This window comes from Candidatus Methylomirabilota bacterium (genome assembly GCA_036005065.1).
Classification (GTDB): domain Bacteria; phylum Methylomirabilota; class Methylomirabilia; order Rokubacteriales; family DASRDR01; genus DASYQW01.
In genome coordinates this window covers 17,024-28,569 of record DASYQW010000089.1, presented here as the reverse complement: position 1 = coordinate 28,569, position 11,546 = coordinate 17,024, and the positions used below count along the sequence as shown (strand labels likewise).

Here is an 11,546-nt window from a genome sequence, read left to right as displayed (position 1 = left end):
AGGAGCACGGAGCCGAGCCGGGGAATGCAGACGCGGCTGTACACGTGGAGGTGGGTCGACTTCGGTTCGACGAACACGATCTTCCGGACCTGTCGCTTCATCCCGACCTCCGCTGGAATATGAGTGCGTGAGCTGCGAGATACGATGCGAGGGATGCGCCTCACCCTAGCATCGGGGCGCCAGCGTGTCAACGTCGGGCTGCAGATTGCGGACGGCGGCCGCGGGGAGCGGCGCGGTCAACCACAAGATGTGGGGGAGCCGACGGCCGCTTCACCCCGCCGGTTGCATTTTTCACTTGACAGCCGTTCGGGCCTGCCCTACCTTCGCCGCAATAGCGCGAGGCGCCAGTTCCGAGCGGGCCGCCTCGAGAGGCTCCGAGGCCGCCGCGGAAAGGGGGTGAGGCCGAGTGGCGAAGAAGAAGGCCGCCAAGAAGAAGAAGTAGCGCGCGGTCACCTCCGTTTGGCCTCGGAGGCCCCGCCCTGCCGGGGCCTCCGCGCTTCTCGGCGAGGAAAGGATGACCACGGCAGAGCGCGAGCTCCAGGAGCACGAGGCCTACGGGCTCCTGTTGCTCATCAGCCTCATCTGGGCGGGAAACTTCATGGCGGGCAAGCTCGCCCTCCAGGTGATCGGCCCCATCACCCTCACGGCTCTCCGGGCGCTGCTGGCCTCGGTCCTCCTTCTCTGGTACGTGCGCCTGAGCTACCCGACCTGGCCGCTGGCCGGCGTCGCCGACCTCCAGTCTTTCGTGATCCTGGCGGTGACGGGCCTGGTCTGTAACACGACCCTCTGGTACTACGGGCTGGCCCGCACCCTCGCCGTGAACGCGGCGATCGTCGGCGCCACCGGACCCATCTTCGTCGCGATTCTCTCGGCCACCTGGCTGCGAGAGCGGCTCACACCCGCCAACGTCGCGGGCATCGTGCTGTCGTCGGTCGGAGTGATCCTGACCGTCACGCGGGGCTCCCTGCGAGCGCTTCTCGATCTCGACCTGTATCCCGGCGACGTCCTGATCCTGGCCGGCCAGGGCTTCTTCGCCGTCTACTCGGTCTACGCGCGGCAGGTGGCGCGCCGGTTCGCGCCGACCGTCGTGACCACCGGGTCGTACCTCGTTTCCGCGGTGCTCCTGGTGCCGATGGCCCTCGTCGAGCGGCCCTGGACCACCGTGCCGGCCCTGGGGCCGGGCACGATCCTCGCGATCCTCTACGCGGCGGTCCCGGTCACCCTGTCCCACATCTGGTTCTACTGGGGCATCCGGGTAGTCCCGGCCCCCGTCGCGGCCCTCACCGTCAACCTCCTCCCCTTCGAAGTTCTGGCCCTGTCGTGGCTCTTCCTCGACGAGCCGGTGACGTGGATCCACGTGATGGGGGCGCTCATCGTCATTGCCGGCGTCCTCCTCGCCACCCGGAAGCCGGCCCCTCGTCAGGCGCTCGGGGTCTCGGAGCGCCCCGTCGGCCCCGGCGCCGGCCCGAGGAGTGTGTCGGAGTAACCCGGCAGCTTGCCCGAGCGCGCGCAGCGTCGAGCTGCGCTCCGAGCGGCGGCTCTGCCGCCGCAACCGAGGGGGGGCATCGGGGGGGGTCTTCCGAGACCCCCCCGAGAGAACTAGGAGCGGAGGGCCTCGGGGTTGACGACGTGGCGGGCCCGGCCGTCCAGGTAGGCGAGGACGTTCTCCACCGCCTCCGCCATGAAGCGGTCGAGCGTCTCCCGGGTCGTCCAGCCGCGGTGCGACGTCAGCACGACGCTGGGAAGCGTCGCCCAGCGGTGGTCCGTCGGGAGGGGCTCCTCGCCGAAGACGTCGAGGCCCGCCCCGGCGATGCGGCCCGCGGCCAGCGCCGCGTGGAGCGCGTCCTCGTCGACGACCGCGGCCCGCGCCGTGTTGATGAAGACCGCGCTCGGTTTCATCCGCTCGATCAGCTCCCGGCTCACGAGCCCGCGCGTCTCGGGGGTCGAACGGACGTGGATCGACACCACGTCCGAAGTCGCCATGAGCTCGGGCAGCGCGAGCGGGATCACCCCGGCCGCCCGCGCCGCGTCGTCGGTCAGGCGCCGACTCCAGGCGGCCACCGTCATGCCGAAGGCCCGGCCCAGCTCGGCCACCCGGTGCCCGATCGCCCCGAATCCCACCAGGCCGAGCCGCTTGCCAGCGAGCTCGCGACCGAGGTCCTGAGGCCAGGCGCCGTGTCGGATCCAGCCATCGATGGCCGGGATGCGGCGGAAGACGGCCAGCGCGAGGCCGAAGGTGAGCTCGGCGACGGCGGGCACGGACATGGCCGGGGTATTCGTGACGAGGACGCCCCGGGCCGTGGCGGCGGCCACGTCGATGCTGGAGACGCCGGTGCCGGTCATGGAGATCAGCCGGAGCTCGGGGAGGGCGGTCAGGAGGGCCGCGGTGACCGGCGTGCGCTCGCGGATCGGGATCAGGACCCGCGCCGGGGCGAGGCGCGACCGGAGCTCCGCTTCGTCGCCGGGTGAATCGGTGTAGATCCGCACCTCGCCGCGGACCCGGAGCCGATCGAGGTGCGGGCTCGCGACGTACGCCCGGTCGTAGTCGTCCGGCACGACGATCACTGACACCGCAACGCTCGGTTCGGCCTCACGCTGCTTGCCGAGGCGCTCCCTGCGCAGGCTTCGCCCGCGCAAGTTCCTGGGGGAGGTTCGGAAGGGGGACGAAGCCCCCCTCCGAGGTCAGACCCGCGCCTTGCCGGGCCGCTTCTTGGCGGCCTCTCGCCCCTTGATGAGGCCCTTCACCTCGTCCATGAACTGGGCGATGTCCTTGAATTGCCGGTAGACGGACGCGAAGCGGACATAGGCCACCTGGTCCAGCCGCTGGAGGTGGCTCATCACCAGCTCGCCCAGCTCGAGGCTCGAGACCTCCTTCTCGGCCCGCTCGTGGAGCTTGGCCTCCACGTCGGCCACGACGTTGTCGACCGCCTGGACGCCCACGGAGCGCTTCTCGCACGCCTTGAGGATCGAGTTGCGGAGCTTGGCCCGGTCGAACGGCTCCCGGCGGCCGTCGCGCTTGACGACCATCGGAAGCACGTCCTCGATGTACTCGTAGGTGGTGTAGCGTCGCTGGCACTTCAGGCACTCGCGCCGGCGCCGGATGAACTCGCCGTCGCGCCCGACCCGCGAGTCGACGACCCGATCCTCGCTGTGGCCACAGAACGGGCATTTCATGGCGTGGGCCCTCCCGACTCGGTCACGGTGACGCCTTCGCCACTTGGGGGTCGACCTCAGCCGGCCATGACATGCTCTAGGTCACTTCGGGGGGGTCTCGGAAGACCCCCCCCGATGCCCCCCCGTCGTGGCGGCGGCGAAGCCGCCGCTCGGAGCGCTCCTCGATGCACCAGGTGCTCGGCGGTCAGCGCCGGGTTATCCCGACACACTCCTAGGCCTCCCCTCTGGCGGCGTGTCGCTGCTCCAGCTCCGCAATCTTGCCGACCCGCCGGCTGTGGCGTCCCCCCTCGAATTCCGTCCGGAGCCACATCTCGACGATCTCGAGCGCCAGCTCCCGGCCCGTCAGCCGGCCCCCGAGGGTCAGCACGTTGGCGTCGTTGTGGGCTCGGCTCATGCGTGCCGTGAAGAGGTCGGGGCAGAAGGCCGCGCGCGCGCCGGGTACCTTGTTGGCGGTCATGGACATCCCGATGCCCGTCCCGCAGACCAGGATGCCGCGGTCCGCCTTGCCGGCCGCCACCGCCTCCGCCACCTGGGCGGCGTAGTCGGGGTAGTCGACCGCATCGGGCGAGTAGGTGCCGAAGTCGAGGACCTCGACGTTCTTGTCGAGGAGCCAGGCCTTGATCTCCTCCTTGAGCTGCCAGCCGGCGTGATCGGCCCCGAGTGCGATCATGCGGTATGGGGGCGGGAGCCCCACCCCACCCTACTGTTGGGGCCTCCGGGTGTCAAGGGACCCCAGGTCTGGGGCATGCCCGGGCCGGGCTCGGCTCACGATCGGCCGGATCCCGGCGTGGCGGGGCCCTTCCGGGGCCGGCGGATTCCTCTTAGCAGAGATGCCGAATTGACGGTACCCGGTCGCTCGACGGATGTTGGGTCCATGAAGATGCTGACTCGCACGGAAACCCTCGCCCCCTTCGTCGCCGCGCTCGAGGACCGGGATGTGCACCTCGAGAGCCACTCGATGCGCGTGTCGCTCTACGCCGCGGAGCTCGCCCAGGCGCTGCGGCTCTCGCCCCCGGAGGTGGCGGTGTGCCGCCGGGCCGGTCTGCTCCACGACATCGGGAAGCTCGCGCTGCCGGACGCGATCCTTCAGAAGCCGGCGCCGTTGACGGAGGCCGAGTACGCCGACATCAAGGGTCACCCGGAGGCCGGGGCGCGGATGCTGGCGGACCTCGGGTTCCTCGCCGCGGAGGCCGACGTGGTGCGCAGCCACCACGAGTGGTACGACGGCGCGGGGTATCCGGAGGGCCTGGCGGGAAAGGCGATCCCGCTCGCGGCGCGGGTGGTTTCGGTCGCCGACGTGTTCGACGCAGTCACAACCGATCGGCCCTATCAGCCGGCGCGGTCTCCGGTGGTCGCCCTCTGCGAGCTTCTTCGTAGCGCCGGAAGCCAGTTCGATCCCGACGTCGTGGCGGCGTTCGCCGCCATCCCCCGCGCCCGGCTGGCCGAGCTCGCCCGGCGGGCCTGACTCCTCCGGACGCGAAGGACTCTCCCGGGCTCCCTGCCCCCGCGCTCCATGCCCTTCGCGGAACGGACCACCATTGGCCCCCCACCATGCTCCAGCTCGTTCGTAGCCGTCCGGTTGTAACCGGCTGGTGTTGAAGACCCAACGCGGGCTGAGACTCGGCTTGACAGCGCCGCTGTCGCCTCATAGCCTACGGCCATGCCCGGGATCGTCTGGCTCCCTGTCTTGCTCACCATCGGCCGCCGCGCCGCGCCGCTCACCGCCGAGAGCCCGGCTCCGACTATAGGAGATCAGCGATGACACAGGCCGAAGCGTCGAGATACAAGGTCGTCGAGGGCTGGGAGCAGCTGCCGCCCGGATACGTGCATCGCGACGTCGCGGGGGTGGCGGTGGACGGTCAGGATCGCGTCTTTCTGATCTGCCGCGGCGATCACCCGGTCATCGTCTACGACCGCGAGGGCAACTTCCTGGGCTCCTGGGGCGAGGGGCTCTTCACCTACCGGACGCACGGCATCACCGTCGGCCCCGATGGGACGATCTACTGCACGGACGACGGGAACCACACCGTGCGGCAGTTCACGCCCGGCGGCAAGCTCTTGATGACCCTGGGGACGCTGAACACGAGGTCCGACACGGGCTACGACGGCAAGGATTACATGACGATCAAGCAGCCCGGCGGTCCGTTCAATCGCCCGACGAACCTCGCCGTCGGGCCCAGGGGCGACCTCTACGTCTCGGACGGCTACGGCAACTGCCGTGTGCACCGCTTCTCGCCGACCGGCGAGCTGAAGCGGTCATGGGGCGTGCCCGGCACGGGCCCCGGCGAGTTCTACCTGCCGCACGGCATCGCGGTTGCCGCGGACGGTCGCGTCTTCGTCTGCGACCGGGAGAACGACCGCATCCAGATCTTCAGTCCGGACGGCGAGTACCTCACCGAGTGGACCGACACGCAGCGCCCGACCCACCTCGTCTTCGACGCCCAGGGTCGCGCATTCGTCTCCGAGCTGTGGTGGCACCCGGGCCAGACGTCCCGCCGCCACGGGCCCACCACGGAGGCGAAATACGGTCGCGTCAGCGTCTACGATGCGCGGGGCGGCGTGCTCGCGCGGTGGGGCAGCGCCGATGCCGCCGCCCCCGGCAGCTTTGCCGCACCCCACGGCATCGCGGTGGACTCGAAGGGCGACATCTACGTGAGCGAGGTGACCTGGACCTTCGCCGTGAGCCGCGGGCTCGTCCCCGACGGCTGCCACACCTTCCAGAAGTTCACGCTCGCGCGCTGAAGGCGTCCGCTCCGGCCACCCTCGAAGCGCTGCTCAGCGATGCCGACTCGCCGTTCGGCCGGCTCCGCCACGTCAGGCCGGCGGCGCGCCTGTCCGAGACTCCGGCCTACTGGTCCCGTCCCGCGGTCCCCCTCGGCACGCATCCAGCGGCGGGGCCGGCCTGAGAGTGAGCGCCCCCCACCGAAGGATCTCCGGCGCGGCCCGCCAGGGTAAGATGGGCCTCGTGGGGCTCGAGATCGTCGTCCCCCGGCCGGGGCCGTGTCCGCTCGGCCCGGTCCTCGACGCGCTCGCCGCCGCCGGACTGCCGAGCACGGTGGCCATGGTCGACAACGCCTTGCGGCCGGCGGAGGCGCCGCCGCCGGACGAATGGCGCGACGTGCGGCTGCGCACGCCGGCCGGCATGGTCGCGCTCCGGCGCCACGCCGGTGGGGTGGCCGTGGTGGTCTTCGGCAATGCCGATGCCGCGCTCCAGGCCGCCCAGCGGGCGGTCGCCGAAGCGGTCCGCTCCGCACCCGACCGGCGAGTAGACTGAAAGACGACGAGAGAGGCTAGCCCGGATCATCCGTGAAGGCCCGCGAGCGGGTGGGGCCTGTCGCGGCGAACAGCCCACCGCGTCCTCGCGGCGAAGCGTGGCGATGAATGCGGCCGTCCGGAGCATCGCGCGCGGGACGCCCTCGGCGGTGTAAGTCGCCGCTCCGGGCGCGGCGGGCACCCGTTCGCCGCGCCACCCGCCCGCGCCGCGCGAGCCTCATGAATTATCCGCGGTAGCCCGGGCGCTTCGAGCCGAGGCCGGCGGCGCCTCGGCGCGCGTTGCTCATCCAGCCCGGAGTGCGGCGGGTCACTCGATGCGTTCCGGGACGTTGATGAAGTCCACCACGCCGCGGACGCCCGCCACGCTCCGAGCGATCTGCCGGGCTCGCTCGGCTGCCGCGGCGCGCGCCCAGCCCGTGAGCATCACGCGTCCTCGGGTCGTGCTGACGTTCACCTGGCTGAGCGTCGGCGTCGTGTCGGCCGCCAGGGCCGCCTGGACAGCCCGAGTGATCTGCTGGTCCTCAGGGCTCTCCTGGAACTGGCTCCGGAATTCGGCGCAGGCCGTGAGCATCAGGAGCGCGGCCATCACGCTGGCGGTAAGGAAGTGCCAGGGTTCGTGCATGTCATGCCCTCCATCGGGTTCGGGACGCGGAGGCTCAGCCGATCGGCGGGTGGGTGATCGTCGCGCCCCCGTCGATCACCAGCTCGGTTCCGGTGATCCAGGAGGATTCCTCCGAGGCCAGAAAGAGGATCGCCCGGGCGATGTCCTCGGGGCGCCCCACGCGCCCGAGCGGGATGTTCTTCCCCCACCGGGCCAGGAGGGTTTCCCAGTCGTCCCCCGGCTTGAGGCGGCTCATCGGCATCGGCGTCGCCACCCGGCCGGGGCAGACGGCGTTCACGCGGATCCCGTGGGGTGCATAGTCGAGGGCCATGTTCTTGGTCAGCAGGTTCACCCCACCCTTGGCGGCATTGTAGGGCGCGAGCTTCGGGTCGCCGACGATCCCGGCCACCGAGGAGACGTTGACGATGGCCCCTCCTCCGCCCGCCCGCACCATCTCGAGGAGCGCGAACCGCGAGACGAGGAAGACCCCGGTGAGATCGACGCCGATCACGCGGTCCCAGTCCTCGATGGCGACATCGGTCACCGAGGCGTTGCGTACCAGGATGCCCGCGTTGTTGACCAGGATGTCGACGCCGCCGAAGGCGCCGACCGTCTCCCGGACCATGCGCTCGGCGTCCGCCGGGCGCGAGACGTCGCCCGGCACCAGAGCGGCGGTGCCCCCGCCCTTTTCCACGAGGCGCACCGTCTCCTCGAGCTCGGCCCGCCGCCGGCCCGACACCATCACGCGCGCGCCCTCGCGCGCGAACAATTCGGCGGTCGCCCTCCCGATCCCGGTGCCGCCTCCCGTGATGAGCGCCCGCTTGCCGGCGACTCGCATGCCCACCCTCCTCCCGCTCCGTGGCGATGGATACTATCACCCGGCGCGGCGCGGGTCGAGAGCCGGAACCCTCGGCCCGGCAGTCGCGGTCGCCTGCAGTCGCGGTCGCCTTGACTTCTCCCGGGCCGTCGGCTAGGCTCCCGGCAAGCCGTCCCAGATGGTCCCTGACGATCCGCGCGGGCACGCCGCGCTCACGACGCAAGGTCTCCCGGCCGTGATCGCGGTCTCCCCATGGAGGGCCGAGCCATGACGAAGACGGGGTGGACGAGGCGGCAGGTGCTCCGGGCCGGCGCGGCCGGCTTCGGCATGGCGGTGACGGCCGGTGGCCCGCGCCCGGTCGCCGCGCAAGGCGCCGGGACGCTGCGGATCGGGGTCGGCGCGCTCCCGGCCACCCTCGATCCCCACAAGAACACGGCCGGCATCTCGATGGCGACCTACTTCCAGCTCTACAACGGGCTCACCCGGATCGACGAGGCGGGTCAGCTCCAGCCGGGCCTGGCCGAGTCGTGGCGCTGGGTCAATGACCGGGTCTTCCAGCTCCGGCTCCGCAAGGGCGTGACGTTCCACAACGGCGAGCCCCTCGACGCCGCGGTCGTCAAGTGGAACATCGAGCGCATCGTGAACCCGGAAACCAAGTCGCCGGTCAAGGACCGCATCCCGACCGTGACGGGCGCCGAGGTCGCCGACGGGCTGACCGTCAACCTGGTCAACAGCGGCCCCTCCGGCCTGCTCCCCCGCGCCCTGGCCGTCGTGTTCCCGATCCCGCCCGGCTATTACCAGGCGAAGGGCGCGAACGAGTTCGTCCGGCAGCCGGTCGGGACGGGGCCGTTCCGCTACCTGTCCGGCACGCCCGGCGACAACCAGACGCTCGAGGCCTTTCCGGGTTACTGGGAAGGGGCGGCCAAGCTCCGGCAGGTGTTCATGCGGGTGATGAAGGAGGATGGGGCCCGGGTGGCCGCGCTGGAGGCGGGCGACGTCGACATGATCCAGAACGTCCCGCCCGACCAGGTCAAGCGCCTGCAGGGAGCCGGCTACCAGGTCGCGTGGGAGCTGATGGCGCGCCAGCACTTCTGCATCGCCAACAGCGTGCTGGAGGGCGGCGGGCCCTTCAAGGACCCGCGCGTGCGCCAGGCGCTGAACTATGCGGTGGACAAGGACGCGATCCTGAGCCGGATCTTCTTCGGCTACGGCAAGCTCGCCGAGGGCCAGTTCGTGGACGAGCGCGCGGTCGGGTACAACCGGGCGCTCAAGCGCTTCCCCTACGACCCCCGCAAGGCCCGCGAGCTCCTGGCCGCCGCCGGATTCGCGGGCGGCACGCCGCCCATCACGTTCTGGGCCTCCCAGGGCGCCTACCTGAAGGACAAGGAGACGATCGAGGCGATCGCCGGCTACCTCGCCGACGTCGGGATCAACGTCCAGATCAACCAGATGGAGTGGGCCAAGCTTACCGAGATCTACTACAGCTCCAAGATGGTCGGGCTCAACCTCCAGGGGTGGAACTATTTCCCGGTGATGGACGCGGACTTCATCATCACGCACTACAAGTCCTCGAACAAGCCGCCCTGGTATGCGAGCGAGCGCTTCGACGAGGTGTACCGGAAGTCGACGGTGACGACCGACCCGGCGGCCCGCCAGCAGCTCCTGGCCGAGGCCCAGCGCATCCTCCACGAAGACCCGCCGGGCCTCTACCTGCTCCACCCGCCGGACATGTTCGCGACGAGCCGGAAGGTCCAGGGCTTCAAGCCGCGCTGGGACGCCACCATCCCGCTCTTCGGCGTGACCAAGAGCGCGTAACCCGGGCGGGAGAGGACCCGGGGGTGCGGGCCTGAGCCGGACGCCCGCCCGGCTCCCGTCGGCCGGCCGTGGGCCGCCGCTACGTCCTCCGGAAGCTCGGACAGGCCCTCCTCATCGTCTGGGGGGTCTCGACCATCGTGTTCGTCGCCGTCCGGCTGTCGGGCGATCCCGTCAGCCTGATGGTCTCCGACACCGCCGGAGCCGACGAGGTCGCGCGACTCCGCCGCGCGTACGGCTTCGATCGCCCGATCCCGATCCAGTACCTCGCTTTCCTCCAGCGCGTCGTCCGCGGCGACTTCGGCGAGTCGCTCCGCTTCAACCTGCCCGCGCTGGCCGTGGCGGCGGATCGGCTGCCGGCGACGCTGTCGCTGGCGCTCGCCTCGCTCGGAGTGGCGGTGGCGATCGGGTTTCCCGCGGGGATCCTGGCCGCCGTCCGCCGGAACACGCCGCTCGACCGCGCGGCCATGATGGTCGCCCTGCTCGGCCAGTCGACCCCGACGTTCTGGTCGGGCCTGATCGCGATCCTCGTCTTCGCGGCCTGGTGGCGCCTCCTCCCCGCCACGGGCGGGGAGACGTGGTGGCACCTCGTCCTCCCCGCCTGCACGCTCGGCTGGTTCTCGGCGGCCAAGGTGAGCCGGGTCCTCCGGTCGGCCGTGCTCGAGGTGATGACCGCCGACTGGGTGCGGACCGCCCGCGCGAAGGGCTTGCCGGCGTCCGTCGTCTTGCTGCGACACGTCCTCCCGAACGCCCTCATCGGGGTGATCGCCATCGTCACCCTCGAGTTCCAGCTCCTGCTCGGGGGGGCGATCGTGACGGAGACGGTCTTCGCCTACCCGGGAATGGGGCGCCTGGTGATCCAGGCGGTGGGGACGCGGGACTACCCGCTCGTCCAGGCCATCGTCTTCCTGTTCAGCTTCCTCCTGGTGCTGGTGAACCTCCTGGTGGACCTCCTGTACCCGTGGCTGGACCCGCGCATCGCGAGGGAGTGATCGGACCCGGCGCGGTCCGGCGCGCTCCCGGCCAGCGACTCGGGACGCCCGGCGTGCTGGTCGCGCTCGCGGTCCTCGCCGTGGTGGCGACGTGGGCCGTCGCGCCCCAGCTCGTGACCTCGGCCAACCCGCTGCGCGGCCGGCTCGTCGAGAACTTTCGGCCGATCGCCGGCCTCCCCGGCGGGAGCCTGGCCCATCCGCTCGGAACCGACAGCATCGGCCGTGACGTCCTGGCCCGCATCGTCCATGGCGCCCGGCCCTCGCTGCTCGTCGGCGGCATCGCGGTCGTCCTCGCCGGCTTCCTGGGCATCACCGCCGGCCTCCTGGCCGGGTACCTCGGCCGGGGCTGGGACCTGGTCCTGATGGGAGCCGCCGACATCCAGCTCGGGTTCCCGTTTCTGCTCATGGCCATCACGCTGGCCGCGATCTTCGGGCCGGGGCTCGGCACGGCGATCCTGGCCCTCGTGCTCACCGGCTGGGTCCCCTACGCCCGCCTCACGCGGGCCGAGCTGCTGAGCCTCCGCGAGCAGCTCTTCGTCCAGGCCGGGCAGGCCCTCGGGGCCTCCCCGGGCCGGATCATGCTCCGCCACATCCTGCCCAACGTGGCCCCGACCCTCACCGTCGTGGCGACGTTCTCCTTCGCCCAGATGATCATCATGGAGTCCGCGCTCAGCTTTCTCGGGCTCGGGATCCAGCCGCCCCGGCCGTCCTGGGGCGTGATGCTGAGCGACGCGCGGAACTACCTGATCACGGCGTGGTGGGCCGGCGTCTTTCCGGGCCTCGCCATCGTGGCGACGGTGCTGTCGGTGAACCTCGTCGGCGAGCGGCTGCGCGAGCTCCTCGACCCGCGCCTGCGGGGCCTCTGATATGCTGGGAG

General features: G+C 71.2%; 12 protein-coding genes. 7 read left to right on the top strand and 5 right to left on the bottom strand.

Annotated elements, in window-relative coordinates:
- The first annotated feature begins 514 nt into the window (after positions 1–514).
- On the top strand, positions 515–1,486 hold the full coding sequence (locus VGW35_06830) for a DMT family transporter (GenBank protein ID HEV8307368.1): 972 nt from the start codon (positions 515–517) through the stop codon (positions 1,484–1,486).
- A 113-nt stretch (positions 1,487–1,599) separates the two neighbouring features.
- On the opposite strand, the gene VGW35_06825 is transcribed toward VGW35_06830, so the two are convergent.
- The 3 genes from VGW35_06825 to rpiB all read right to left on the bottom strand — a co-directional run bounded on the left by VGW35_06825 (position 1,600) and on the right by rpiB (position 3,844).
- Positions 1,600–2,571 carry a D-2-hydroxyacid dehydrogenase family protein gene (locus VGW35_06825; GenBank protein HEV8307367.1) on the bottom strand — a complete coding sequence of 324 codons (972 nt, stop codon included), beginning with the start codon at positions 2,569–2,571 and terminating at the stop codon, positions 1,600–1,602.
- A 111-nt stretch (positions 2,572–2,682) separates the two neighbouring features.
- Entirely contained in the window at positions 2,683–3,174 is a 492-nt protein-coding gene (nrdR, locus tag VGW35_06820) for a transcriptional regulator NrdR (GenBank protein ID HEV8307366.1), read from the bottom strand.
- 211 nt (positions 3,175–3,385) lie between these two features.
- Positions 3,386–3,844 carry a ribose 5-phosphate isomerase B gene (gene rpiB, locus VGW35_06815; GenBank protein ID HEV8307365.1) on the bottom strand — a complete coding sequence of 153 codons (459 nt, stop codon included), beginning with the start codon at positions 3,842–3,844 and terminating at the stop codon, positions 3,386–3,388.
- A gap of 204 nt (positions 3,845–4,048) precedes the next feature.
- On the opposite strand from rpiB, the gene VGW35_06810 reads away from it, so the two are divergent.
- The 3 genes from VGW35_06810 (at position 4,049) to VGW35_06800 (ending at position 6,448) form a co-directional block, all read left to right on the top strand.
- Positions 4,049–4,639 carry an HD-GYP domain-containing protein gene (locus VGW35_06810; protein HEV8307364.1) on the top strand — a complete coding sequence of 197 codons (591 nt, stop codon included), beginning with the start codon at positions 4,049–4,051 and terminating at the stop codon, positions 4,637–4,639.
- 293 nt (positions 4,640–4,932) lie between these two features.
- Positions 4,933–5,916, top strand: coding sequence for a peptidyl-alpha-hydroxyglycine alpha-amidating lyase family protein (locus VGW35_06805; GenBank protein HEV8307363.1), 984 nt, complete (start codon positions 4,933–4,935; stop codon positions 5,914–5,916).
- 223 nt (positions 5,917–6,139) lie between these two features.
- A complete protein-coding gene (locus VGW35_06800) occupies positions 6,140–6,448 on the top strand; it encodes a hypothetical protein (GenBank protein HEV8307362.1) in 309 nt (102 codons plus the stop codon).
- A gap of 306 nt (positions 6,449–6,754) precedes the next feature.
- Here the strand turns inward: VGW35_06800 and VGW35_06795 are convergent, their stop codons facing one another.
- Both VGW35_06795 and VGW35_06790 read right to left on the bottom strand, forming a co-directional pair.
- The gene (locus VGW35_06795) at positions 6,755–7,069 is read right to left on the bottom strand and encodes a BON domain-containing protein (GenBank protein ID HEV8307361.1); all 315 of its coding nucleotides are present in this window, start codon (positions 7,067–7,069) and stop codon (positions 6,755–6,757) included.
- 34 nt (positions 7,070–7,103) lie between these two features.
- Complete coding sequence (locus VGW35_06790; protein ID HEV8307360.1) at positions 7,104–7,886, bottom strand: SDR family oxidoreductase; 783 nt, start codon at positions 7,884–7,886, stop codon at positions 7,104–7,106.
- A 246-nt stretch (positions 7,887–8,132) separates the two neighbouring features.
- Between VGW35_06790 and VGW35_06785 the strand changes: the two genes are divergently transcribed.
- From VGW35_06785 to VGW35_06775, 3 genes are all read left to right on the top strand, one after another.
- Positions 8,133–9,680 (top strand): ABC transporter substrate-binding protein, encoded by a 1,548-nt coding sequence (locus VGW35_06785; protein HEV8307359.1) that lies wholly within the window; start codon positions 8,133–8,135, stop codon positions 9,678–9,680.
- Positions 9,681–9,748: 68 nt separating this feature from the next.
- The gene (locus tag VGW35_06780; GenBank protein HEV8307358.1) at positions 9,749–10,669 is read left to right on the top strand and encodes an ABC transporter permease; all 921 of its coding nucleotides are present in this window, start codon (positions 9,749–9,751) and stop codon (positions 10,667–10,669) included.
- Positions 10,666–11,535, top strand: coding sequence for an ABC transporter permease (locus VGW35_06775; protein ID HEV8307357.1), 870 nt, complete (start codon positions 10,666–10,668; stop codon positions 11,533–11,535). The genes VGW35_06780 and VGW35_06775 overlap by 4 nt, the downstream gene beginning before the upstream one ends.
- Positions 11,536–11,546 lie beyond the last annotated feature (11 nt).